At 45.0% G+C, this 25997-nt stretch carries 25 protein-coding genes; 16 read left to right on the top strand and 9 right to left on the bottom strand.

Translation table 11 applies throughout. The features are described 5' to 3' along the window. The first annotated feature begins 89 nt into the window (after nt 1–89). Nucleotides 90–1328 (top strand): CinA family nicotinamide mononucleotide deamidase-related protein, encoded by a 1239-nt coding sequence (locus tag F0231_RS09960; RefSeq protein ID WP_171759651.1) that lies wholly within the window; start codon nt 90–92, stop codon nt 1326–1328. A 245-nt stretch (nt 1329–1573) separates the two neighbouring features. Further along, entirely contained in the window at nt 1574–1813 is a 240-nt protein-coding gene (locus tag F0231_RS09955) for a 30S ribosomal protein S6 modification protein (protein WP_171759578.1), read from the top strand. 111 nt (nt 1814–1924) lie between these two features. Here the strand turns inward: F0231_RS09955 and cdd are convergent, their stop codons facing one another. The 6 genes from cdd to F0231_RS09925 all read right to left on the bottom strand — a co-directional run bounded on the left by cdd (nt 1925) and on the right by F0231_RS09925 (nt 8129). Next, on the bottom strand, nt 1925–2812 hold the full coding sequence (cdd, locus tag F0231_RS09950; RefSeq protein ID WP_171759577.1) for a cytidine deaminase: 888 nt from the start codon (nt 2810–2812) through the stop codon (nt 1925–1927). A gap of 305 nt (nt 2813–3117) precedes the next feature. Beyond that, nucleotides 3118–3795, bottom strand: a complete 678-nt coding sequence (locus tag F0231_RS09945) for a CidB/LrgB family autolysis modulator (protein ID WP_171759576.1) — start codon at nt 3793–3795, stop codon at nt 3118–3120. Next, nucleotides 3795–4160: a CidA/LrgA family protein gene (locus F0231_RS09940; RefSeq protein WP_171759575.1), complete on the bottom strand. Its 366-nt coding sequence runs from the start codon at nt 4158–4160 to the stop codon at nt 3795–3797. The genes F0231_RS09945 and F0231_RS09940 overlap by 1 nt, the downstream gene beginning before the upstream one ends. Before the next feature lie 149 nt (nt 4161–4309). Next, nucleotides 4310–5734 carry an exodeoxyribonuclease I gene (gene sbcB, locus F0231_RS09935; protein WP_171759574.1) on the bottom strand — a complete coding sequence of 475 codons (1425 nt, stop codon included), beginning with the start codon at nt 5732–5734 and terminating at the stop codon, nt 4310–4312. Between the two features lie 143 nt (nt 5735–5877). After that, nucleotides 5878–7251: an L-cystine transporter gene (locus F0231_RS09930; RefSeq protein WP_171759573.1), complete on the bottom strand. Its 1374-nt coding sequence runs from the start codon at nt 7249–7251 to the stop codon at nt 5878–5880. 188 nt (nt 7252–7439) lie between these two features. Further along, entirely contained in the window at nt 7440–8129 is a 690-nt protein-coding gene (locus F0231_RS09925) for an oxidoreductase (protein WP_171759572.1), read from the bottom strand. Between the two features lie 201 nt (nt 8130–8330). Here F0231_RS09925 and F0231_RS09920 point away from each other — a divergent pair, with 201 nt between their 5' ends. The 10 genes from F0231_RS09920 (at nt 8331) to btuD (ending at nt 19189) form a co-directional block, all read left to right on the top strand. Next, nucleotides 8331–10289 carry a methyl-accepting chemotaxis protein gene (locus F0231_RS09920; RefSeq protein ID WP_171759571.1) on the top strand — a complete coding sequence of 653 codons (1959 nt, stop codon included), beginning with the start codon at nt 8331–8333 and terminating at the stop codon, nt 10287–10289. 397 nt (nt 10290–10686) lie between these two features. Continuing rightward, a complete protein-coding gene (locus F0231_RS09915) occupies nt 10687–11298 on the top strand; it encodes a flavin reductase family protein (RefSeq protein ID WP_171759570.1) in 612 nt (203 codons plus the stop codon). Nucleotides 11299–11344: 46 nt separating this feature from the next. Next, nucleotides 11345–12376, top strand: coding sequence for a nicotinate-nucleotide--dimethylbenzimidazole phosphoribosyltransferase (gene cobT / locus F0231_RS09910; protein WP_171759569.1), 1032 nt, complete (start codon nt 11345–11347; stop codon nt 12374–12376). Then, nucleotides 12376–13146 carry an adenosylcobinamide-GDP ribazoletransferase gene (locus F0231_RS09905; protein ID WP_171759568.1) on the top strand — a complete coding sequence of 257 codons (771 nt, stop codon included), beginning with the start codon at nt 12376–12378 and terminating at the stop codon, nt 13144–13146. Before cobT ends, F0231_RS09905 begins: the two co-directional genes overlap by 1 nt. A gap of 2 nt (nt 13147–13148) precedes the next feature. After that, a complete protein-coding gene (cobU, locus tag F0231_RS09900; RefSeq protein ID WP_171759567.1) occupies nt 13149–13706 on the top strand; it encodes a bifunctional adenosylcobinamide kinase/adenosylcobinamide-phosphate guanylyltransferase in 558 nt (185 codons plus the stop codon). Next, a complete protein-coding gene (locus F0231_RS09895) occupies nt 13699–14319 on the top strand; it encodes a histidine phosphatase family protein (protein ID WP_367613471.1) in 621 nt (206 codons plus the stop codon). Before cobU ends, F0231_RS09895 begins: the two co-directional genes overlap by 8 nt. Nucleotides 14320–14325: 6 nt before the next feature. Further along, a complete protein-coding gene (locus tag F0231_RS09890) occupies nt 14326–16116 on the top strand; it encodes a M3 family oligoendopeptidase (protein ID WP_171759565.1) in 1791 nt (596 codons plus the stop codon). Between the two features lie 206 nt (nt 16117–16322). Beyond that, nucleotides 16323–17351, top strand: coding sequence for a succinylglutamate desuccinylase (locus F0231_RS09885; protein WP_171759564.1), 1029 nt, complete (start codon nt 16323–16325; stop codon nt 17349–17351). A gap of 100 nt (nt 17352–17451) precedes the next feature. Further along, entirely contained in the window at nt 17452–18447 is a 996-nt protein-coding gene (btuC, locus tag F0231_RS09880) for a vitamin B12 ABC transporter permease BtuC (protein ID WP_171759563.1), read from the top strand. Continuing rightward, on the top strand, nt 18434–19189 hold the full coding sequence (btuD, locus tag F0231_RS09875) for a vitamin B12 ABC transporter ATP-binding protein BtuD (RefSeq protein WP_171759562.1): 756 nt from the start codon (nt 18434–18436) through the stop codon (nt 19187–19189). Before btuC ends, btuD begins: the two co-directional genes overlap by 14 nt. A 279-nt stretch (nt 19190–19468) precedes the next feature. On the opposite strand, the gene F0231_RS09870 is transcribed toward btuD, so the two are convergent. Beyond that, on the bottom strand, nt 19469–20044 hold the full coding sequence (locus F0231_RS09870; RefSeq protein ID WP_171759561.1) for a nucleoside triphosphate pyrophosphohydrolase family protein: 576 nt from the start codon (nt 20042–20044) through the stop codon (nt 19469–19471). 185 nt (nt 20045–20229) lie between these two features. Between F0231_RS09870 and F0231_RS09865 the strand changes: the two genes are divergently transcribed. Further along, nucleotides 20230–21294, top strand: coding sequence for a sensor domain-containing diguanylate cyclase (locus tag F0231_RS09865; RefSeq protein WP_171759560.1), 1065 nt, complete (start codon nt 20230–20232; stop codon nt 21292–21294). A 62-nt stretch (nt 21295–21356) separates the two neighbouring features. Here the strand turns inward: F0231_RS09865 and F0231_RS09860 are convergent, their stop codons facing one another. Next, on the bottom strand, nt 21357–21920 hold the full coding sequence (locus tag F0231_RS09860) for a DUF1415 domain-containing protein (RefSeq protein ID WP_171759559.1): 564 nt from the start codon (nt 21918–21920) through the stop codon (nt 21357–21359). Nucleotides 21921–21922: 2 nt separating this feature from the next. Further along, on the bottom strand, nt 21923–23173 hold the full coding sequence (locus tag F0231_RS09855; RefSeq protein ID WP_171759558.1) for an MFS transporter: 1251 nt from the start codon (nt 23171–23173) through the stop codon (nt 21923–21925). Nucleotides 23174–23279: 106 nt separating this feature from the next. Here F0231_RS09855 and F0231_RS09850 point away from each other — a divergent pair, with 106 nt between their 5' ends. The 3 genes from F0231_RS09850 to F0231_RS09840 all read left to right on the top strand — a co-directional run bounded on the left by F0231_RS09850 (nt 23280) and on the right by F0231_RS09840 (nt 25968). Continuing rightward, a complete protein-coding gene (locus F0231_RS09850) occupies nt 23280–24149 on the top strand; it encodes a LysR family transcriptional regulator (RefSeq protein ID WP_171759557.1) in 870 nt (289 codons plus the stop codon). Between the two features lie 114 nt (nt 24150–24263). Beyond that, on the top strand, nt 24264–25730 hold the full coding sequence (locus tag F0231_RS09845) for an ATP-binding cassette domain-containing protein (protein WP_171759556.1): 1467 nt from the start codon (nt 24264–24266) through the stop codon (nt 25728–25730). Next, complete coding sequence (locus F0231_RS09840; protein WP_171759555.1) at nt 25723–25968, top strand: Rho-binding antiterminator; 246 nt, start codon at nt 25723–25725, stop codon at nt 25966–25968. Before F0231_RS09845 ends, F0231_RS09840 begins: the two co-directional genes overlap by 8 nt. Nucleotides 25969–25997: the final 29 nt, after the last annotated feature.

Below are 25997 nucleotides of genomic sequence, written 5' to 3'. Positions count from 1 at the left end.
TAGAAACTTAGACGCTTTTGGGCGTATTGCCATAGTATTTATCAGTTAAACTGATCAAATGTGTGACGTTTCCCACTAAGGATTAAATGATGTTGAAAATTGCAATGCTGAGTACAGGTGAAGAAGTACTGCACGGTGACATTGTCGACACGAACGCAGCGTGGCTGTCACAAAAGTTTTTCGAGCATGGTTATAGCGTTACAAAACGTTCGACAGTTGGGGATGAAATGTCGTCATTGGTTGAAGAGTTGATGATGCTCAGTTTTAACTGCGATATCGTCGTTGTAAACGGTGGGTTAGGCCCGACAACGGACGATCTAAGTGCTGAAGCAGTAGCAGTTGCCGCTGAGACCGAACTTGTTCTCTATCCTGAATGGCTTGAGCGTTTAAAGCAGTTCTTTTCTGCTCGTGGGCTGACCATGCCGGAAAGTAATAAGAAACAAGCCATGCTGCCGGAAGGGGCGGTGCTGCTAGACAACCCGGTCGGGACTGCTTGTGGTTTTAAATTCAGCTTCAATAATTGTGATTTCTACTTTACCCCAGGTGTGCCAAGTGAATTTAAGATTATGGTAGAGCAACAAATCTTGCCGAACCTTAAATCTAGCTATCCAAATGTGGTAGGGCAGGAGTGTAGTAAGCTGTATACCTTTGGCACGTCAGAGTCGGCTTTATCGGACAAGTTAGATAAAGTGCAATTACCTGAAGGCTACATGCTAGGGTACCGCTCTTATTTGCCTTACATTGAGGTTAAACTCTTTGGACCTAAAGGTGACTTGGACACTCGAGTGAAGCTGCTTCAAATCGTATTTAGCCTTATCGAAGACAGCGTTGTCAGCATCGATGAGTCCATGCAAAGCCACGTTGGGCACCTTATCCAAGAAAAGAAAATGTCGATATCTACAGCAGAACAGTCGACTTACGGTGCACTGTCACAATGGATTCAAACCAATGAACAAGCGTCAGCGTATTGTGGTCACGGTTGGATTTTAGGTGAACAAGTCGCGTTAGATGGTTCTGATGATGCTCTAGCTTCTGTTTTAGCACTTGTAGGGGCAACCAAGGAGAAGTGTGCGACGGATATTTCCATTGTAACAGGTAGGACCCACGACAAGACTTTCTCCGTTGCTCTAGCAACTCCAGAAGGCGAATGGGGACAAACTCTGACGTTTAACCGAGAATACACTCGTGAAGATCGTACCTTGGTTATCACGACGGTTGCGGCTGATATGCTACGTCGATACCTGAGTACGAAACCAATGTTTGCTCACTATAGTTCTTTAACGCGAGATAAAGAGATGTTTGTTCCTCAAAGCATAATCGACGCATAAATATGCGAAGTATACTATTTCGTCACTTTGTCAAATCACTTCCGAGCGGCGTGCTGTTATAAGCAAATGAATGCATTTGTTATTATATTATGGAACTAAAAATATTTTTTGATAGCGTAACGATCTAAAAGTTAACTCGATGATTTGTATTGGAACTCAAAAGTGTCTCAATTTTGAAACGTATTTTTGATTTGATAAGAGATAAACTGACGGTTCTTTCTTCCATCTAATTGCAGGGGGTTGTTATGTTTAGCCAATCAAAAATTCTTGTGTGGTATCAAATCGCTAGCCAAAAAGTTGTTTTGGGAGAGGCGGTTAATGGTGAACAGCAAGATGTAATCTCTCGTTGGTTGCAGGCCCCTAAAGAAAGGCTAAGTGAAGATTGTTTAGGTTACCACCTCTCTTTGTTTGATGATGATGGACGCGAAATAGCTGACAAGTCAGTTTCGATGCTAACCGCCGATGAGTTCTTATCGAGAGTATAGATAGGGACGAATTGAGGCTGAGTTCCTTTGTTCCTCTAATCCAATGCATATTTATTCTGAATAATAGTACCAGACATTAAAAAAGGCGCTGAGATAGCGCCTTTTCTGTTTTTAGAGCTCGATGTAGCTAAACGGAATATCAGGGTTTAGCGCTTCTAACGTTGATTGAGTCGTTGCTAGGTGGCTAATAGTGCCTTCTTCGACTTCGGCAAGAGCGGCTGAGTCAATATCTTCAAACTTCTGGCGGTCTAATAACAGCTGAATCAGTGCAACCTGAAGTGGCGGTAGGCTTGGATTGAACGCTGCGTTTTCTGCATAAGCGCCTTGATACACTTTACCATTGGCCATTTTAAGTGCTACACCACTGATATTGTGAGTGTAAGGTGCGTGACTGCGGTTGAGCGCCGTAATCGCTGCTTGAACCACTTCATTCTCCTCATCACATTGCTTGCCGTGATCTACCGATGTCATCAGCGCAGATTCCACGCCAAGGTCTGATGGACCAAATGACTCTGGCAAATATTCATGTAGAAGTTTGCTGTCACGTTGAGGCAGTTGGATCTCAAGTTTGTCAGCAGTTGAGAGCTCATTCATAAACTGACGGCAGTGGCCGCAAGGGCTAAAGTTGATAGTGATATCAGAGATACCTTGTTCACCTTTCATCCATGCATGGCTGATTGCCGATTGTTCCGCATGAACGGTTTGGCCTAGTTGAACACCATCAAATTCGACGTTAGCACCGAAGTATAATTTGCCAGATAAGCCACGAACGATTGCACCGACGTAGAAGTTCGACAATGGAGCGTAAGAATATGCTGCAGCAAAAGGAAGCAAAGCAACACGAAGTTCGGAATCTTCAAGACCTGAAATCGTTAATAGTTGTTCAAATTGCTCTGATGATAGCGTTGCGTCGAAATCGTTAGCAAAAAGAATAGGAGATAGAAAATCTGCTACGTTTTGTGGCACTTCCGCTAGCGCCTTTTCAATGCGGCTTCTCATGGTGAATCCTTTAGTAAACTTTGTGTATATCTATGAGTTTATGAACGTTAAGCGAGAAATAAACTCCAATATTGCCAACCTAAATAAGTATTAACTCATTTTCACTACATGTTGCTTTGAACAAATACTTATTCAGGCTGGTATTACATTCTAGGTAAAAACTGGATTCATTCAGAGATCTGGGTCACATTAATTAATGTAATGGAATATTGAATTGCACAATTAGAGTGAGCTCACACATGTTATCGATTGCATTAGAGAATTTTGTGATATGAGTCGAGCTCAATAGTAGAGCTCGACTAAGGTCATGCTGCTAACCAAACCGAAAAGGCGAAGAATGAAGGGGCGAGAATAGACGTGATAACGCCGCATACAACCAAAGCAAGGGAACTAAAGGCTGCATCTTGCGCATCTTTTTCAGCGCAGGTTGCGGTACCTAGAGCGTGAGATACCGTTCCCATCGTTAACCCCTTAGCTATCGGGTGAGTGATGTTTAAAAGGTTATAGATAGGGTAAGCCAAAATCGCGCCAAACAGCCCAACGATTAAAACCAAAATCGCGGCAATAGCAGGCTCTCCGCCAAGGTGACTGGAGACTTCCATCGCGATTGGCGTGGTAACCGACTTACCTAATAGGCTTGCAATCAAAGAGATATCAGCTTTCAAGTAAACGGCAATAACACTCGCTGTTAGCATCGACATTACACTGCCTACGCCGCAAGCCAGCATGATAATACGCCAGTTAGCGCGGATCTGTGGCAACTGCTCATAGAGCGGGAAGGCAAGCGCAACGACGGCAGGCTGCAGTAGGTAATTGATCCATTGATTATCAGAGTAATAAGTTTCAAATGGAACTTTAAAATACGTTAACGTCGGGATCAGTACCGCCAAACTCACCAATAGAGGATTCATAAAGGGGCTATTGAACTTTTTGCAGATCCAACGAGCAGAGAAGAAGACGATGAGAGTAACCAGTAACCACATTACTTTTGTCCTCCTTTCAAAATACGATCAAGCATCAGACCAAGCAGAACCAGCACAATCAATGTGCCACCAACCGCACTTGCAAGGATAGGTAAAGCGTTGGCCAATAACATGTCAAAATGTTCCATTAAGCCAACGCTAATCGGAACAAACAAAAGCACCATATAACGAATGAACATGGTTGCGCCGGGTTTGACCCAATCTGAAGGGACTAAGCCACTGGCAAGAAGACTAAACAAAATCAGCATGCCAATGATGCTGCCGGGAATGGAGGTCTCTAATAGGTGCTGAATGTTAATGCCGGCTAACAGGCAGAGAAATATCAGCCCAATAGACACAACAAATTGAAGCAAGGTTTTCGCCATAACGTCGTGATGTCCAACTGTACGTTTTCAGGATTATCTGAAAGCGCTTTGTGATCTTCAGGCTTCCCCCCGAAATGATTGTTATTGTGGGGTGGTAAGCGTGCTTGTAGGGCAGGACTTAGATCATTCTATAGTATTCGATCGTTTTTCTAGGATACTCGCTTTTGTACGTATTGGTAGACCGATTTTAAAATAGCGATCTTTTTCTCGTCACTCTCATGTTCATGAACTAAGTTTTCTAAATTCAACATGTAATCTTCGATACGGTCTTCGAAATACTCTCGGCAGTGGGTTGCCCAGCGTTGTTGCTCTGATTCATCGAGAGTCCAAGGAAAGTGTCTTGCACGGTATCTAAACAGCAATGGCGCAATGCGATCATCATTGAAAGCGATGTCTAACGCTGCAAGGTTGTTTGGATCCGTTTCACGAATGATATCCATTGCGGCTTTGTCAGCTGGCGAGAAGAAGCCATCGTAGAGCATAGTGTCTACATCGCTACTCTTTTCGTACTCACGCTCAGTGGTGTAAACCCCCAGTAGTTTCTCGCGTATTTCTGGGTGTTTGCGAAGCAGAGCTAAGTTGGCTAAACACTTGTCACGATCGATGCCATTTTTTTCGGCGTTCTCTGCGGTTAGCGTTTTCGCTGGTGCGAGAATAGGGCACTTGTTTAAATGCACAAGTTTCACGGGTACTGGAAGTTCGTCTAGGGCAAGTTCTGAGTGTTTGGTGTAAAGGCGCTTAGTAATTTGTTCAGAGTCTAGATCGAGCAGCGCTTGAGGGTCTTTGGCCAAATCGACACAGATTACGGCATTCTTATTTGTTGGGTGCCAAGCTACAGGAACAATCCAGCTGGTGTAGTTGCACTCTTTTCCTAGCATGCCAGAAACGTGCATTAGCGGAGTCATGTTAACGATATCAATTAATTCATTAAGTTTACGCTTATGGCGCATGCTTAAGAAATAATCGAACAGCTTCGGTTGTGCTGCTTTGATTTTCTTCGCCATTTCTATGGTGGCAATCACATCCGCCATCGCATCGTGGGCATTCTCGTGTTCAATATCGTTCGCTTTAGAGAGGTTTTCGAGCTTAAAGCTGATATAGCCTTCTTCGTTTTCAGGCCAATTAACCCCTTCAGGGCGCAGGGCGTAACACGCACGCATCACATCAAGAAGGTCCCAACGCGAGTTGCCGTTTTGCCAGCTCCAAGCGTACGGATCAATAAAGTTCCGATAGCAGGTATAGCGCGTTACCTCATCATCAAAGCGAATGCTGTTGTAACCTAAGCTGATGGTGTTTGGCGTCGCCAACTGTTCATGGATCTTAGCGATAAACTCGGGCTCTGGAATGCCTTTGGACTCTGCCGTTTGCGGAGTGATACGAGTGATTAGTGCGGCTTCTGGAGCTGGTAAGTAGTCTGCAGGTGGCTGACAAAAGATAACAAGAGGCTCACCAATGATGTTGAAGTCCATATCGGTGCGAACGCCTGCAAATTGACTCGGGCGGTCTTTAGCAGGGCTTGTTCCCCACGTTTCATAGTCAAAAAAGAAAAACGTAGGTTGATGCTCTTGTTGCATTATCTATTACCAAGTGTTTGAAATTCACTTTGATATTAGACCACTGCTATGCCAGCAAGGCAAACGAGATAGAGCGATCTCAGTGCGATTGGTAAAAAAATGGCCGACTAATTTAGCCGGCCATTCAAAGGGAGAGGGAAGTATTACGCTTGTTGCGTTTCTAGTTGCTCTTCTTCAGGTTTTTCTTTCATGATGCGGCTAGTAATCGTACCCGCTGTCATCGCACCTGATACGTTCAGCGCAGTACGTGCCATATCGATTAGTGGCTCGATAGAGATCAGCAGTGCTGCGATAGTCACTGGTAAACCCATTGCAGGAAGTACAATCAGTGCCGCGAAAGTCGCACCGCCACCTACACCAGCGATGCCGAATGAGCTCACAACGATGATTGCAATTAGCGATAGAATGAAGTTGATTTCCATCGGGTTAATACCAACGGTTGGCGCAACCATTACCGCAAGCATTGCAGGGTAGATACCCGCACAACCATTCTGGCCGATTGTTGCGCCAAACGATGCTGATAGGTTTGCAATTGCTGGTGGAACGCCTAGCTTATTGATTTGCGCTTCTACGTTTAGTGGGATCGTTGCTGCTGAGCTACGAGACGTGAAGGCGAACGTCAACACTGGCCAGATTTTCTGGAAGTACTCTTTCGGGTTAACACCAACAAATGACACTAGGATACCGTGCACAACAAACATCAATGCGATAGCGACGTAAGACGCGACGATAAAGCCAAGCAAGTTAAGGATGTCTGATGCACTTGACGTTGCAACCACTTTCGCCATAAGCGCAGCGATGCCGTATGGAGTAAGTGCCATGATCATCTTAACTAGGCGCATAACGATAGATTGAGCCGCTTCTACGAAGGTACGAATCGGTGATTCTAGCTCTTCTTTTTCTGCCATCACTTTACGTGCAGCGATACCTGTTAGTACACCAAAGATCACTACTGCGATGATTGACGTTGAGCGAGAGCCCGTTAAGTCTGCAAATGGGTTCGTTGGAATAAAGCTCACCAACATTTGTGGAATGGTTAGGTCACTTACGCGGTCTGCACGTGTTTCTAGCGCAACTAAGCGAGCGGTTTCACGGGCACCTTCTGTTAGGCCTTCAGCACTTAAGCCGAACGCTTGAGTAACAAAGATACCAATGATTGCAGAGATAGCTGTCGTAACCAGTAGCACTGAAATGGTTAAGCCTGAGATTTTGCCAAGTGCGCCGCCTTTTTCAAGCTTAACAACGGCCGCAATCATAGATACCAAGACTAATGGCATGATGATCATCTTAAGCAGACCGACGTAACCGCGGCCTACAACATTCACCCACTCAAGTGTTTGCGAAATCACTGGGCTGCCTTCGCCAAAAATTAACTGAAGAGCAAGACCAAACGCACTACCGGTCACAAGACCTAAAAGAACGAGGCGAGATAGTGTGTTCTCTTTTTTCTGCTGTCCGTAGAGAAAGAAGAGAATGCCAACAAATACCGCTAGAGATGCGATAGCTACAACTGACATGATTGATTGTCCTTATGATTTATCTATGAGATATCAGCTTGGTGGATATCTTATGGGATTTGATTCGGTATGAGGGTAATGATTTGATATACCCAAATGAAGTGACGTTTGGGTATTAAATATAACGTTCAGTTATTAAAGGAGAGGAGTGATGGTAAGTTGACCGAGATTGGGCTGATTTTGTAAAACTAACGATACTTCTTAATCAATTTTTTCATTGCGACCGTATCTAATACTTCAATTTTTTTTGTGGAGTTGCCAAAAAGTGCGTATTGCATCGCTTGTGCAACGTCGCTTGCTTTGATTGGAACCATCTTAGCTAATGGTCCAAGCATAAGCGGCTTCATAATCCTTAGCATGGTTTGGGCAACGACTTCGTCTTTACGAGGTTGTTCGCGTAGCCCTTTTAGAGGGCCTGGCCTTGCAAAAACGACACGTTCAAAACCCATTCGTTCGATGGCGAGTTCCATCCGACCTTTGCATCTCAGGTAGTGTGAAAGCGAGCGAGCAGAAGCTCCTAAACTGGATACAACAGCGAGGTGAGTGACACCAAGTACTTTCATTTCCTGTGCAACGTCACATACAAGTTCATAGTCGATTTTTTCTAATGCCTCTTTCGAGCCTGCTTGTTTCAGCGTTGTCCCCAAGCAGATAAACCCATACTTAGGCGTCGATTGCTCCGTTCCCCAATCGGTAACACGTAACTCAGGGTCTTGAATTGATACCAGCTTGGGATGAAAGAAAGGAAGTTTACGTCGAGTAAGTGCATAGATTTCTTCGATCGGCTGCGCGTCGAGCATCTGTTTCAATAGCTCGTTTCCGACTAGGCCAGTGCTACCAGCAGTGATAACGATAGGGTTGTCTATACTGTATGACATGTTGTACCATTTCATCTTGGTGTATCTATTGCGTGTTGGGCTTATTTTCAACACTAATTTAGAAAGCATCTACTAATCAGGCTCGAAAGTCTGTGATCAAAAACAAAACTTATTCAACACCCACTGCTTTGCGTTTTCGTTTTTTATGAACCACTTTGTTGATGATTAGAAAAGAGTAAAGCACTTAAAGGCATACAATGTATGAAAATTAAACAGAAGTTATTGCTTGGGCTAATCACGGCCACTTTGCTGCCAGTAACTATTATCTCAAGTGTTGTGATATCGAATTCTCGTGAAGAAGCGGTGAATGACTTTATCGACAGAAGCTCCGGGGAGATGCGCCAGGTCGATAACGCGATAGCTATCTATTTCAACGGCATTGAAGAAAACGTTCGAATGTTAGCCAATCACCCCGCAATGAAAAGTGCGGATACCTCGCTTGAAACTTATATGGATAAGGGGTCAGTTGCTATGACGCCTCAGACAAATAGTAAAGTAGAGCAGGATATCTTTCGTTTGCTAGAACAATTGGGTACGTCGCATTCCGGTTACTCGTATGTCTATATGGGAACAGAAAGTGGAGGTTACGTACAATGGCCTCAAGGAAAGACGACGGCGGGTTTCGACCCAAGACAGCGTCCGTGGTTCACCACCGCGCAAAACAATCCAAATCACATTGCACGCACGCCAGCGTATTATTGGGCTGCTGATGACGCCACGATCATTGGTACGGTAAAAACGTTTGATGCTGATGACAACGGCGGTTCAGGGGTTGTTGCTGTGGATGTGTCATTAAAGAACCTGACCGATATCGTTAAAGAGATCAAAATTGGCGATACCGGTTACCTGATGATGATTGAAGATTCTGGTAACGTGCTTGTGGATGCAAAACATCCAGAGAATAACTTTAAAGATATTCGTTCACTGGGTGAAGGTTATCGTGATATTGGCGAACTAAAAGAGGGCGTGCTTGATATCGAAGTCGATGGCGAACACATGATGGCCAACGTCTTGTATTCAAGCAAACTCGGTTGGAAGTTCGTCGGGCTAATTTCTTATGACGAAGTGATGAGCGATAGCCAAAGCTTAATGGAATTTATTTTGTTGGTCGTATCGATCCTTGGGGTTCTCTTTGTGGCTGGCGCAATCTTTTTGGCAAACTTGATCGCTAAGCCGCTCACGTTAGTGTCGAATGGTTTAAAAGAGATTGCAGAAGGGGAAGGTGATCTGACCAAAGAGCTTACCGTGCGTTCCAGTGATGAAACGGGTGCTTTGGCGAAATACTTTAACGATTTTATTGAAGCGATCCGTAATCTTGTACAACAGATCAGTTTGGCTGGAGACAAAATGGGCGAGTCGGCTGACCGAGCCAGTTCGGTTTCCGAAGAGCTTGCTCAAGTTTCTGAGCGTCAAAATCAGGCGGTAGAAATGGTCTCAACCGCGTTCAACGAGATGGTAGCAACTGCTAATGAAGTTGCGACGCTTTGTACAACAGCGGCATCGGCTGCAGACAGCAGTCAACAGTTGGTGGGGCAAGGTCAAAACGATATTACCAGTGCGGTGGCGAGTGTGAATGAACTAGCAGAGCTTATTTCGGCCTCTTCGCAAACCATCAATGAACTGGAAGACGACAGCCAAAGTATCACGGTGATTCTAGACACGATTCGAGGTATTGCAGAACAAACGAACTTACTTGCGTTGAATGCGGCGATTGAGGCAGCGCGCGCTGGTGAACAAGGCCGAGGTTTTGCAGTGGTTGCAGATGAAGTTCGAGCGCTAGCTAAACGAACGCAAGACTCAACAGAAGAGATCGATGGTTTAGTTCAACGTTTGCAAAATCGAACTAAAGAAGTCTCACAGCAGATGTCAGTGAGCTTAAATGCATCACAATCTACCGTTGAGAAGACGCATTCGGTAAATGAAAGCTTTAGCGGTATCTCTGAATCGGTTATGTCGATCCATGATATGAATACTCAAATTGCGACGGCCGCTGAAGAGCAGCATTTAGTGGCAGAGGAAATTAACCGAAACATTCAACAAGTGCATGAAGACACTCAGCGAGTTGATGATGTTGCAAGTCGAGCAAAACTAAACTCGACAGGGTTGGCGACAGCGGCAACGGATTTGAATGCCTTGGTTGGAAAGTTTAAAACTGAATAATCATATTGGTAGGAAGTCGATTTAAGGAGGACCTCGCACGATTGCGAGGTCTTTTTTTTTGCTGTCATGTCAGAGACATGGGAATGCGCTTTTGGTTGCGTTGTGGTGATTTGTTTGTTTTTTGCTTATTTGATCTTTGGTTGGCAAACATAAAGCCTCCTCGTTAGTACGATGAAGAAAAGCAATGTCACAACGGAAATGAATGCAGAGTTTGTGCCGTAAAAATTCCTTCTTCGTATTAATAAGATGGCTAATAACGGCAATAAATTTCATTTTTTAGAATCATTTTGCAAATTGAACCAAGCGGTTTATTTCCGGTCGAATGGGGGAATAAGGGTGTTAACTCTATGATTTCACGTTACACTCTGCTCAAAGGAATCATGACCAAGGACACAGGATGAATATTGATCTGAGTACTCTCGCACCCACTCAAATCTACCACTTGATGACTCAAACCGTCATTCCCCGCCCAATTGCTTGGGTATTAACCGATTCTGGGCAAGAAAACTATAACCTTGCACCTTTCTCTTACTTTACTCCTGTATCTAGTAATCCACCGCTATTGATGTTTTCTGTCGGCAAAAAGCCGTCTGGCGAGATCAAAGACACCACTCGTAATGTATTAGAAACGGGTCGAATGGTAGTTCATATCGCTCATGAAGGGCTTGCTGACGAAGTGACGCAAACAGCGGCGACTCTCGAACACGGTGACTCTGAGGTGAATGCGAATAACATTGAGCTAGTCGCATTTGACGAGTTCGAGCTCCCTCGAATAAAAGGGTGCCCAATTGCTTTTGCTTGCAAGCTGTATGAGGTGAAAGAGATTGGCGAAACGCCTCAAAGTCTCATCTTTGCAGAAGTTGAAAAGGTATTCATCGACCCTGAAGTGATTGGCGACCGTAGCGACCGACTTGTCGTTGAGGCGTTAAAAGTCAATCCGCTGTCTCGTCTTGGCGGTGGTGAATATGCCACTCTCGACAATGTATTCTCCGTGGCTCGTCCAAAGTAGCTATTTATTTTCTAAAACAGACAAGATTAAAAGAACCCAACAAGCAATGCATAACCAGAATATTTCAGATGCTATTTGGCATCGCATTAATCAGAAGACCAAACCTGTCGGCGCATTAGGCCAACTTGAAACGGTTGCTCATCAAATTGCTATGATTCAAAGTGGCACTAAAGGTGACGCTGTCACTGAGATTGAGATTGACAAGCCAACGGCCATTGTCTTTGCAGGCGATCACGGCATCGCAGATGAAGGCGTTAGCATTGCACCGAGTGCAGTTACACAACAAATGGTTGTCAACTTTTTAGCAGGTGGTGCCGCAATCAACTGCTTCTGTCGCGCTAACAATGTGCCATTGAAGGTTGTCGATACGGGAATACTGATCCCAGTAGAGCACGAATCAGAAGATTTTATTGTCCAACGCTTGGGCGAGCGCACCAATAACCTAGCTAAAGAATCTGCGATGAGTATTGAGCAGGTTAAGCTAGGTATTCGACTTGGTAAACAGTTGGTTTCTAACCTGACTCAAGAAGGGACAAACCTACTAATGTTCGGAGAAATGGGGATTGGAAACACGAGTAGTGCAGCCGCAATACTGAGTGCACTTTCCCATCGTCCTGCGCACGAGTGTGTTGGGCGAGGAACAGGAATCAGCGATGAACAATGGCATCTGAAAGTGGATTTGGTTGAGCGTGGCGTATTCCGTTGTAGTGGGCTTGATGTCATCGAAACGCTTGCTGAAGTCGGCGGCTATGAAATTGTTCAGATGGTCGGGGCATTCTTAGCTGCTGGGAAAGCGAAAACGCCCGTTCTTGTTGATGGATTTATTGTTACCGCCGCCGCTTATGCTGCGACCTTGATTGATCCTACTTGCCGCGACATCATGATATTCGCACACCAATCTCATGAGTCAGGGCATCAATATTTGCTTGAGGAACTCCAAGCTAAGCCTTTGCTCGATTTGTCGCTCCGTTTAGGTGAAGGCACAGGGGCAGTGTTGGCCTATCCTTTGGTTCGTGCTGCTGCTGAATTTTACAACAACATGGCGAGCTTCGAACAAGCTGGAGTAGTCGTAGAGTAATGGCACAACTGAAAAACCAATATCAGTTGTTCTTGTTGGCGTTGGGCTTTTTCTCTCGAATCCCAATGCCTTCTAACGTTCCTTATAGTCCTGAGCGTATGAATCAATCAGGGCGATACTTCGCTTTGGTTGGTCTGCTGCTCGGCGCACTGTGTGCGGGACTGTTTGTTGTATTGCAAACCATTTTCCCTACGTCAGTTTCTGTCATTTTAATGATGGTGTTTAGCCTGCTTTTAACTGGCGCTTTTCATGAAGATGGACTGACGGACATGGCTGATGGCATCGGTGGTGGCATGACGTTAGAGCGTCGTTTAACCATCATGAAAGACAGTCGAATCGGAACTTATGGCGCTAGTGCATTGGTGATGGCGCTGATGGGTAAGTATGTCTTACTGTCTGAGCTTGCTCAGTTTGGCGATGTAGCGCTCATGATCATTTGTGCGTATACCTTGAGCCGAGCCGTTGCTGCAACACTCATCTACGATATGCCTTATGTGAGTGATATTGATACCAGTAAAAGTAAACCGCTGGCGCAGCAGCAATCGCGTTTAGAGTTGACTATTTTGATCGTGAGTGGCGTGCTACCGACCCTTATGTTGGGTTTCCCAATAGCGGTGGTACTTTGTTTAGGCATGTGGGTCTTTCGTGTCGCTTTTAAACGCTGGCTTATCGCTCGAATTGGCGGCTTTACTGGCGACTGTTTGGGAGCTGCGCAACAACTATCAGAGCTCTTAATTTACATAATTCTTATTGGTTGGGTGGTGAATTAGTCGTGACAGTTCATCTTGTTTTAGGCGGAGCGCGATCGGGTAAGTCGAGTTACGCAGAGTCTTTAGTCAATGGCAGTGATAAAAGTGCTTCAAAGCACTATGTCGCGACAGCCATCGCATTTGATCAGGAGATGACTGATCGAATTGCACACCACCAAAGGTCAAGGGGTGACGATTGGCAAGAGCATGAGTGTCCACTTCAGTTAGCCAATCAACTTCAGCAATTTACAGCAAATGATGTGGTGTTGGTTGATTGCTTAACACTGTGGCTAAACAATGTTATTTACAATGATGGAGACACGTTAAGCGAGCCACAAGTTCAGGCTGAAGTCGCCAATCTAGTCGAATCCCTAAATGGCAGTGCGGCAGATATCGTTTTGGTGTCCAATGAAGTGGGTATGGGTGTTGTGCCTATGGGCGAAGTGTCTAGGTTGTTCGTTGATAATGCAGGATGGATGAATCAAGCGATCGCGAAAGTCGCCCAACGCGTAACGTTAGTTGCTGCCGGGTTGCCACTTGTACTTAAAGATGTCGCCGCAGAGGAAACTGGGCGTGGCTGACGTTAAAACCATCAACGTTTACTTATTGCGCCACGGTAAAACAGTGGGTGAGCCTGGCTTATATGGGCATACAGATATTGTTGTCGACGATAAGCAGCAACAAACGATTTGCGACCTTTTATGTGAGCAGGCAATAGAGTTTGAAGCAGTAGAAAGCTCTCCGTTGAAACGTTGCCAAGATTTGGCGCATCTCGTCTCTCATACTCATAGCTTAGAGCCTTTAATAACACCTCGATGGCAAGAAACATTCTTTGGTGATTATGATGGAATTCCATTTGAAAAGATTCGCTCTCATTGGCAAGAACTTGATGCGTTTTGGGCAAGCCCAGCCGAGGCAACGTTACCTAATGCGGAGCCGCTAGAGGACTTTTATCATCGAATTCATGCTGCTTGGCAGGCTTTTAGTCATGAGGCTGAGCAGAACACGTTAATTATCTGTCACGGAGGCACGATTCGAATGATTTTGGCCTCGGTGCTCAATCTTGATTGGCGAAACCCTCAGCTTTACTCAACCCTACATATCGCCCATCAATCAATAACACATATACAAATTATCAAAGCAGACAAAACCTATTTTCGCGTATGCATGATAGGAAAAACGTTAGAAGGATAGAACATAATGACGGCACCAAGTTGGAATTTATCCATTGCTTACCAAGACTTAAATGATTCTAAAATCGAGCAAGATATTGGTTTGATTAAGCAGTGCATTCAAGCGCTAGGCGTTCATGTTGAGAACAGTGCCTCGGTTACTGTAATGCAAAATGCGATTCAAACCAGCGAGGCTGCGGGCAAGTTGTTGGCTACGTTAAACACTTTTGCTCAATGTCACGCATCAACAAATGCTGCCAATGATGCGGCGAAGACGTTAATTGGTCGTGTTGCTAAGCTAAACTCTGAGCTTTCCCAAGCATTTGCCCCTTATGAGATCACACTAACCAATGCCCCAGAAGGTTTTGTTCAAGATGTCTTAAACCATGAGAGTGGTGATGTATATGGACAAGCGTTTTCAATTGAGTGCTCTCGTAAGATTGCAGACACCAAACTGTCTGTCGCAGAAGAGCAGCTATTAACGGCGATGGAAGTTGATGGTCGAGATGCTTGGGGACGACTCTACGATAATATCACTGGATCCCTGCAAGTCTCATTGCAAGGGGAAGACAACGCTCAAGTAGGCTTCTCTCAAGCGGCAAGTTTACTTTATGGCACAGACTTCAACAGCCAAGAGCCCGCTTGGCGTGGTATTCAACAATCGATGCGAGATAACCAAGAATCGTTTGCTGCTATCTTGAATGCCTTAGCTGGTTGGCGATTAACCGAATACCAAAAGCGCTCAAAAACGGTAGAAGTCGGCTTTTTGGATCCAAGCCTTCACGATAGCCGCATTGAAGCATCGACACTCGAAGCTATGATGTCGGTTGCGAAAGCCAATAAGGAAGTTGGCCAAAAGGCCGGTCGATTAATGGCGAAAGTTCATGGTTTGGATCAAATGAAACCTTGGAACCATTTGGCTGGTATGCCGAGTCTGACGGATGTAGAACCTAAAGTGTATGGGTTTGATGAAGCGATTGAGATCATCAACGCGGCGTTCGCGGAAGTGGATACCGAGATGGCAAATTTTGTCACGCTGATGGTCGAAAATGGTTGGCTAGATGCAGCGCCATCTGAGAACCGTCGTTTAGGTGCCTACTGCACAAAGTTCGCCGCAACACGCACGCCATTAGTCTTTATGACTTGGGGCGGCAGTCGTTCTGATCTTCTTACTTTGGCTCATGAAATTGGCCACGCGTTCCACAACTGGGTAATGCGTGATATGCCACTTTGCCAAACACGTTATCCAATGACATTGGCAGAGACGGCCTCGATTTTTGCTGAAAATATTGTTCGAGATTACCTTCTTGAGCAAGTCAGCAGCCGAGAAGAAAAACTCGAAATGCTGTGGGAAGAGCTTTCGAGCTGTTATGCCTTGATGGTGAATATTCCTGTTCGTTTTGAATTTGAAAAACGTTTTTATGAGCAGCGTAGCAGTGGTGAACTCTCAGCACCTCAGTTGTGTGGCTTGATGAGCGACGCATGGTCGGAGTGGTACGGTGATTCGATGTCAGAGCCGGATCCTTACTTCTGGGCAAGTAAGCTCCATTTCTCGATCTCAGAGGTAAGCTTTTACAACTACCCGTATCTGTTTGGTTACTTATTCAGTATCGGCGTTTATGCTCAGCGTGAAAGCAAAGGGGAGCAGTTCTACAGTGATTATGTTCATCTTCTTCGCGATACAGGTTCGATGATGGCGGAAGATGTGGTGAGCAAACACCTCGGAATGGATCTTACTCAAGCAGACTTCTGGCAACAGAGCATTGACCGAGTAAAAGCCAAGGTTGATGAGTTTGAAACGTTGCTAGATCAAAAATAGACATTCAAAAATCATGGTATTATCACTTTAGCCGAGCGATTGCTCGGCTAATTTGTACAGCGAGAGCCTTTTAAACCCACATTCGTTTGTGGCAATTTGATAAATTACGATGAGGCACACGATTTGTGTCGATAAGTGGGATCGCACCTACATAATTTGTCAGAACAATTCATTAACATACCCGCTGTGCAATAAAGGAGTAGCGCATGACGAAAAACCTCTTTCGCCAATCTTTTCTTTTTGACAGCCTAGACTTAGAACAAGAAATGCCGGCCAATGAAGTAACGGTGGCGGGTGGAACTGTCTTTAAACTACACCAGCGTGGTGTATTAGAGGTGATTCCAAGTAATCTTACCGATAACAGCAAACACATTATTATCTCCTGTGGGATTCATGGTGATGAAACCGCACCCATGGAGATCGTAGACAAAATCATCAATGATATTCAAACTGGTTTCCAGCCAGTGACTGAACGTCTACTGTTTATCAACGCTCACCCTGAAGCGACAAATGCCCACACCCGTTTTTTAGAGATGAATCTAAATCGACTTTTTGATGAGAAAGAGTACGAACCATCAAAAGAGTTAGATATTGCTAAAAACTTAAAAGACGTGGTCAGTGATTTCTACCAAGGTACGCCTCAAGATAAACGTTGGCACCTTGATTTACACTGTGCGATTCGCCTATCAAAACACTACTCATTTGCGGTCAGTCCTAAAGTTCGTCACCCCGTTCGTAGCCAAGAGCTGATGGAGTTTGTGTCTAGCGGCCACTTAGACGCCGTGATGTTTTCAAATGCACCATCAAGTACATTTAGTTGGTTCAGTGCTGAAAACTTTGGTGCACAAGCTCTCACAGTTGAACTCGGGCGTGTAGCGCGTATTGGCGAGAATGAGCTAGATAAACTGGTTGGTTTTGATTTAGCGCTGCGTGATTTGGTGTCGAGCAGTGAGGCAGAGCACTTACCTCGTAAACCAGTAATGTATCGCGTTAGCCGCACTATTGTGCGTCTGCACGACGATTTTGACTTCCTGTTTGATGATAGCGTCGAGAACTTTACTGCATTCAAGCATGGCGAAGTATTTGGTCATGATGGTGATAAGCCACTGATGGCAAAGAACGAAGGGGAGGCTATCGTCTTTCCTAACCGACATGTCACAATAGGGCAGCGAGCGGCACTCATGGTTTGTCCTGTGAAGACTCGCTACGAAGAAGGTCAGTTGGTTTACGATTAATAACAATCAATCGTAGTGATTACTCTTTCTATTTTAATGGCTTAACGGTATCGTTAGGCCATTATTTTTAGGGAGCGATGTTTGGCTACTCAATAGGCGCATGGAATTTAATCAGCTACTAAACCGTAGGCAGCAAAGATGGACACGTTTTGCTGGCCTTTTCACACTCTCACTTATCATCAGTAGCGTTGTCTACCTAATGGTGGGTGAAGTGTTCATTTCGCCTTTCGAATCTCTTTCTAAACTTCAAGAACAGTTAGTGCTGCAGCTTCGTTTACCCCGCTTGTTGGCCGCTATAACCGTAGGCGCTTCTTTGGCAGTTTCCGGTGCGGTACTGCAAGTATTATTGGGCAATGTATTGGCAGAGCCCGGCGTTCTGGGAATCTCTGGTGGCGCAAGCGTCTTAATGGTACTTGTCCTATTCTTTATGCCGACTTTAGCAACGCCGATCGGATTTATGCTTGCGGCGGTCATTGGCGCATTAGCGTTTACTTTGCTGTTAGTGTTTGTCGCTAAGGCAATGCGCCTAACAACAACGCGCTTGCTGTTAGTCGGGGTCGCACTGGGTATTTTATCCGGTGCGGTTGTTACTTGGGCGTTCTACTTCAGTGATGACCTTAGTTTACGACAGTTAATGTATTGGTTGATGGGCAGTATTGGCGCAGCGAGTTGGTATCACCACACGTTGACGTTAGTTCTGGTCCCAGTGGTTGTTTGGCTTTGTTTAAAAGGTACGCTTCTAGACAAACTCATGATGGGGGAACAACACGCTAAACAGCTTGGTGTTGATGTTGACCAAGCGCGTTGGAAGCTCATTTTCGCCGTCTCAATTTTAGTCGGTGGTTCAGTCGCATTGGGCGGTGTCATTGGTTTTGTTGGCCTCGTTGTACCGCATTTACTTCGATTGGCCTTGGGTAGCGAGAACCGCTTTCTTGTTCCAATGTCCGCCCTAGCAGGGGCAACCTTAGTTGTATTTGCAGATCTTATTGCACGAACGGCATTGGATTCGGCGGAATTGCCTTTAGGTGTGGTTACCACCTCTATCGGCGCACCTATCTTTATCTGGATGTTGGTACGTAATCATGATTCACGTTAAAAGCCTGTCTGTAGGCTCTCGACTGTTGCCCTTGTCATTCGACGTTAAACCAGGCGAGATTCTCCATGTTATCGGCCCAAACGGTAGCGGTAAGAGTACTTTGTTGACTGCCTTGGCGGGGTTGCTCGACTTTGAAGGCGAAGCCACCGTCGACGAACATAGCGTGAAGGGAAGCAGTATTGAGTCCATGGCGAGCTTTCGTGCTTTTCTAAGCCAAAGTGACCGACCGGCATTTAACCTAGAGGTGGTTCACTATCTTGCACTTTCGTTGCCAAAAAGTGTTAATCAAAGCGATGCTCAGTTAGAGGCCGTCGTAAAAGAGCTGGCAGAGCTACTCGAGATTGACGATAAACTTCATCGTTCAATTCATCACTTATCAGGGGGCGAATGGCAACGTGTTCGCTTATGTGCCATCTGCTTACAGATATGGCCAAGCCTAAACCCTTACGCCAAAGTGTTGATTTTAGATGAACCGGCAGCACCACTCGATATTGGCCAAGAGAGCCTACTTTACAATCTGATTCGTAAAGTCGCCAAGATGGGGATTACGGTTATTATGTCGAACCATGATCTGAATCGTACCTTACAACATGCAGATAAAGCCTTGTTACTTGAAAAGGGCATTTTGCAAAAAGTAGGCAAGGTAGACGAAGTGTTGTCTGTCGAGGAGCTTTCTAGAGTCTTTAACACTCAAGTTCACAAAGCGCAGTTACGGGGCCGCTCAGTTCTCTTGTTTGATTAGAAATAGAATGGTGCAGTGTGCCCCATTTAAGTTCACAGGGAAGCCTTTAGAATACGAGCTGTATTTTAAAGTGTAATAAAATCAATGGATTAATTTTATTTAAAAGCTGGCACGGTGTTGGCAAGAGTAGAATTGATACATTCTCGTTCTTGTTAGGTGGATTCTATTTGAGTGTGGTTTGCACTTGAAGCGCGATTATCGCGTGAGATAAACCTTTTTATACTACAGCAGCTTACGCCACCTAAGGGAAACCTTGAGGTGGCGTCTTTTTATCTGCACTTACTTAGTCAGTGGCGCTAAGTCAGCAGGGCGGTAGTAAACCGATTTCAATACTTTGCCCTGACGAATGGTTTTGCCTTCAGATACAAAATCTTCCGCACATTTAGCGATGATGTAATCACCTTTCTGAACTGCCATTAGCTTGATGCCTTGCTCTGCGTAATGCGCTTCAGTTTCAGCGTACTCTTTTTCATTACGGCACACTTTGCTCATGTTGCTAGAGTGTACTTCATCCCAACATGGTAGGAACTCAATACCGCGGTTTATTGCTACGTTGAGCAATAAGTCGATAAGGTAGTTGATCGCTAAGTTATCTTCGATTTTATCGTGACCAAGGTGCACTAAACGGCCCATCAAAACGTAAACACTGTCGACAATCGCATCTGCTTGTTCAGTCTTATTATCTGCTTCAGCAAGCTCTGTCAGTTCTTCAATCGCAAGTGAAGTGTGCAGAGTGTCAGCTTTGTCGTCTAAACTTTGTGGTGAAGCGACTGGCAAATCGAAGGTGCTGCGGAATTCTGAAATATCACGGTAAAGGTGATTGAAAATATCAGTAGTGAGTTTTGAAAGGTGCATATCCATTAACCCGGATGTATTTGAATTGGGGCAATACTATCAAAGAGGGGGGATTGCTTCTATCGATGAAAAGTAATATTTGAGCTGAAAGACAATTTATTGAACGCCAAAATACGAAAGAAGTTGTAATCTTGGGTACGGTAACTCTATCTTATTAAAAACAAAATTGATTGCTAAGGAATTGCATGGTTATTGCAAGTGAAAGTGAAAAAGTCATAAGGCGGCTTTACCAAATCACGAATGACTATCAAAAGGGATTTGATATCCAAATTAGCGAGCTCATCATGATGGGCTTAGAGCGATTCGACCTTGATATCGGTATTTTGTCACGTATTGAAGATGGGACGTATACAGTACTCCACTGTGTGACCCCAGAAGGTGTAGAGCTCAACGCTGGTGACAAGTTTGACTATGACACGACTTACTGTGAGATAACGTGCCGCTCTTGTGGCCCAGTGATGATCGAAAACATGGGCCTGCATGACAAATATGCCACTCATCCTGCTTACCAAGCATTTGGTCTAGAATCCTACATCGGCGTCCCTATTTTTGTTGATGACGAGGTGTTTGGTACGCTTAACTTTTCTTCGGCCATTCCATACCCACGCAAATTTAAAGAGATCGATATTGATGCGCTTAAATTGATGGCATCTTGGATTGAAGTTGAACTGATTCGACGCAAACAAGAAGATCGTCTTCAGCAACTAAACGCGCGATTAGAGTACCAAGCTTACCACGATGCTTTAACGGATGTGGCCAACCGTCGATGTATGTTTAAGACCTTGCATGTTGATATTGAACGTATGAAACGTGCAAATGGGAAAGGGACAATTGCCATCGTCGATATTGATCATTTTAAACAGGTCAATGATAACTACGGGCATCAAATTGGTGATGATGTCCTTAAAAAAGTTGCCCAGAAGATAAAGTCTGTGTTGTCAGAAGGTGACTTTATTGCCCGCTTTGGTGGTGAAGAGTTTGTTGTGTGGCTACCAGAACGAAGCGAAAGTGAGCGACGTCAGATCACTGAAAAAGTGAGAACATCTGTGAGCAGCATTTTGCTAGAAGGCAAACCTGTGACGGTCTCTGTGGGTGCGTGTGAGTTTGATTTCATTGGCATCGATGAGGAAGGCTGTAAGAAAACGACTCTAGATGAACTGCTTCAAGTTGCTGATGATTGCTTGTATGAAGCGAAAGACGCTGGACGAAACTGCATAATGACAACGTACTGGAAAGCGGCTTTAGTTTAATTCGCAGTTCTGACTTGCTATGAAACAAAAACGACTAAAAAAAGCGCCCGACGGCGCTTTTTTTAGCGGAAAAGGTAAGGAAACAACTTTCGGCGCTCTTCGGCTGATAGTGATTCCACACGAGCGATGTTGGTGTCTGGAATCGCTTCTGGATTAGGGTAATGCTTGAGTACCTTCTCCATACTTTCCTCACGGATTAAGTGGAAAACGGGGTAAGGAGAGCGGTTGGTTAGGTTCTCGTCATCTTCTGGTTCTGCACAACCAAAACAGTAGTCAGGGTGGAAGGTAGCTAATTGGAATGTACCTTCCCAATCTTGCTGGCGAATCAGAGCTTCGATCCAATCAATAAACAGATTGTAATCGAAAAAGTCCTGCAACATATTTGGTACAGCGACGAGTGTAGTTTCAAGCTCTTCAGGCTGAGTTGAAGCAAGCTCCATCAATTGCGTAAGAATGTCTTCAAGCAGTGCTTCTTCCACAGTCGCTTCACTGACAAAGATCTTAATTTGCTTGTTGCGTTGTGGTTTAGCGGCGAAAGGGCATAAATTTAACCCGATGACGACGTCATTTAGCCATTGCTGTACAGCTTGTTCGACTTGTTCTGGTGTCGTTGGCGTTGAGCTCATAATTATTGTTTTGCTTCCAAATTAGAATTTGGCGCAAGAATAGCAGAATCTTGAGTAAGCTGCTCCTCTTGTTGATTAGTAAGCTCATGTTTTGACAACGCCTTGCAAAGTATGAAAATCATTAAATAGATGACACTGCCTCCCAAGATCACTTCACCCCAACCACCATGCTGCCAACAATAGATAAGGAAGAAACCACCCAGACTTCCGCCTACATAGTAGTGGACTAAATAAAGGGCCGTTGCTGTCGCTTTTGCGTGAGTGGCTTTACGGCTGACCCAAGAGTAAGCAAGAGTATGAGTGAAGAACGCTCCAAAGCTAATCAGTAGTAACCCGAGCGTCATAAAGGCGATGGAATCTATGTACGCAACGAGCATACCTAACAAGCTGATCACCGTACCCGTGACCATACCTGAAACACTGTTATGATGGCGGGTCCACCGCGCTGTGAGCTTCGAGCTAATGGTTCCCGCGAGATAGCATAAGAAGATTAGTGAGGCGAGCCCTATTGGCAAATTGTGAGGCTCAGAGACTAGACGGAACCCCATGACGGAATAGAGGTTCACAAACAGTGCAAAGTTAAGCCCACCGATGAGCATCGCTATCCAAATTTCGCGGTTCCTTAGGTGTTTAACTAAGGCGCGGTTATGATAGCGTAGCATTCCTCTTTGCGGCGTAAAGTTGGCTTGTTTGGGCAGGCTAAACGTTACAGCAATGGCTCCGACTAGAGTAAATAGAGCCATTGCGAACACGGCATGCTGCCAACCTAGTGCATCCGTTAAGGTGCCCCCGACAATACGACCAACTATCCCGCCCAAAGAGTTGGCAGCGATGTAACCCCCAATCGCTTGACTAAAAGCTTTCTCGGAGAGCTCCTCTACCATGTAGGCCACAGCAACAGACGCAAAAGCAGCAAGGGCAACACCCATCAATGCGCGCAGTATAACTAGCACCAACAACGAATCTGTCGCAAGCATAGCAAGGCCGATAAATGGCATGGAGCCTAACCCAAGCAGCATGACATTTCGTCGACCGATGGCTTCTGAGGTGACGGCCCAAGGTACTAAACAGACGGATAGGCCTAGTGTGCTAGCAGCGAAAATCCAGTTAACTTGGGTTTCAGTGACAGAAAAGTGCTCAGCCATAAAAGGGAGCATCGGCTGAAACAAATACAGGTTACAGAAAACCAAAAATGACCCTAACGCTAGGCTTAAGGTTACTCGGCGATATTGTGGGGTGTTTAGCTCTATCATCGCGAACGTCACAAAGTAAGTTATGTGAGCAAAATATCAGTGGAGTGGTGATAAATAAAATATATTAAAAATATCGTGATGATATATTTTTAATATCGAGTTGAGCATGGAATCAAAACATCTTAGACACTTTGTTGCCGTCGCGGAACATGAGCATTTTACGAAAGCTGCGAAAGCGCTGCACATAGCCCAGCCCGCTCTGAGCATATCAATTAAGAAGCTCGAACAGAGTATTGGCGTTGAGCTATTTCGTCGAGAAGATAGACAGGTCATGTTGACCGATGAGGGAAAGGTGCTTTATGAACACGCCAAAAGAGTACTTCAACAATTAGAGGATGCTCAGCTGGCGATCAATGAACTGAAAGGGCTAGAAAAAGGCGAAGTCAGACTGGGTGCGCCGAGTATGATGGGCTCGTATTTCTTCCCAGAGGTATTAATGGCGTTTAAAAGCCGTTACCCGCACTTAAAGTTAACTCTCGTCGATGCAGGAACTCGCTCTATTCGCCAGATGCTATTGGATGGTGATCTCGACATCGGTGTGATTAACCACGAAAACGTACCAGAAGATCTCGAAACCGACCACTTATTGCAATCCGAAATGGTCGCCGTTGTTTCCCCTGAACATCCATTTGCAAGCAGGTCGTCTATCGGTTTCTCAGAGTTTTTTGATAATGAACTAGTGATGTTTAAAGCGGGCTACTTCCATCGAGACTTTATTGAAAACCAAGCAAGACTCTGTGACAAAGAGATGCTGTTCTCTTTTGAAACGAATCTACTGCCAATGATCTTGAGTATCGTTAAGCACGAGTTCGCGATCACTGCGCTTTTAGAGCTGGTCACCGAGTACGAGAAAGAGGTGGTCGGTGTGCCCTTTGAGCCAAGAGTTAAGTTAGATTTAGCGCTAGCGTGGCGCAAAGATGGATACCTCTCAATTGCTGACAAAACCTTCATCGATTTTGTGAAGCAATACACCTAGTTCTTGATACTCGGTTCAGCAATCACACTTTGTTACTTCTCTATCGCCATCATAGGTAAATTCCAGTAACTTGATGGAAGGGCACGTAGAATGAAAGGGTAAGGACACCGCGCAATGCAGATAGAGATAACCCAGCTTGAACTGGATTCAGGCAACCATCAACTCGAAATAGAACAGTGGCATATCGCGGATAACCAGTCTTGGGGCGTGTTCAGTACCGAAGGGGATATTGGTTCGACCCTAGGGTGTTTACTGTGCGGCGAATTGACCGCGAAGGCTGAATCATTTGTTATCGGAGAAGGGCATGTTGCTCAGGTCTCTTTGGTCGAACAACAAGTGTTGTTGGAACAGGAGATAGCTAATGATGAAACAGACTATCTAGATCGAATTGATACCGGCAGCCGAGTGTTTGACCTTATTTATCAGCAGTGTGAGTCCGACTCATTTACCAACACCTTAATTGAAGATTTGGATCTCAACCATCTACGCGATAGCGGCTTTCGAGTTCTTTCTACTGGAGAGACTCGCCGAGTGATGCTCGCACGGGCGTTGGCGACGAAACCTGCTCTCGTTGTTTTGGATAACCCTTTTACAGGGCTAGACGTTGCACATCGAGCGTCACTTTCTACTTACCTAGAGAAGCTGTCTGAACGTGTGCAAATGATAGTGACGTTCAATCGAGAAGAAGACATCCCACAATGGATTGATCACATTGCGCTGTTTAATCACGGTAAACTCGACAGCACCATGGATAAGCTGATTTGGCAAACTCACCCTGTGATTAATCAGATCAAAGCTCAATCTCAGCAGCGAAGTCAGCAGATGATCGAGTTGATTCAGCGATATCAGCATAGTCATCATTTTGAGAATCCGGTGTTTGAGATCAAACAGGGTCACGTCGCATATTCTGAGAAAACCATATTCACCGATTTAAACTGGCGCATTGATAATGGTCAGCACTGGCAAGTCAAAGGACCTAACGGATGCGGCAAAAGTACCTTGTTAGGACTGATCTTTGGTGACCATCCTCAGTGTTATTCCAATGACATTCATATCTTTGGTAACAAACGCGGCAGTGGCGAATCTATCTGGGAAATCAAGCAACACATCGGGATGGTTTCTTCCGCACTGCACTTACAATATCGAGTGAGTTGTAAAGCGATTGAGGTCATTTTATCGGGTTTCTATGACTCTATTGGGCTTTACAAGCAACCGAGCAAGAAAGAGATCATAGTCGCTAATGAGTGGCTTGATATTCTGCATATGAAAGAACACGCCAACACTTCATTTCGAATGCTCGATTATGGCCAACAACGCTTATTGTTGATCGCGCGAGCCGTCGTAAAACAGCCGTCACTACTGATTTTGGATGAACCTTATCAAGGGCTTGATTATCTTGGGCGTCGTTTGGTGAAAAACACGTTGGAGCTGATAGCCAAAGAGAACCTAAGCCAACTGCTTTATGTCTCTCATTACCAAAAAGATGAGTTAGAGAGCATTCGGAATGAAGTGGAGTTTATCTATGATGACTCGCGAGAGTGTTATAAGGCTCAGGTAAGTGTGGGGCGCTCAAATGATTAGCTGTGGGGATTACGATTACATTGAAATCGTCTGTATGCACCGTTACCCAGTGCGGCTAACGTTAAAGTTGGGTGAGTGTATCGAGGGCACCGCTTTAGACACGGCACGTGATGAGAACAAGCAAGAGTGCATTAAGCTAGAAACCGAAACTGAGCAGCAACTAGTGGTGCTCGATAACCTGACTAAACTCGACGTGCTGGTAGAAAACCCTCACTTTAGGGTCAAACGGTTTGTCTGAGGGTTTATTTTCTCCTTTCTAAATGCCTG

The organism is Vibrio sp. RE86 (assembly GCF_013114545.1).
Classification (GTDB): domain Bacteria; phylum Pseudomonadota; class Gammaproteobacteria; order Enterobacterales; family Vibrionaceae; genus Vibrio.
This window is presented reverse-complemented; position numbering and strand designations above follow the sequence as displayed.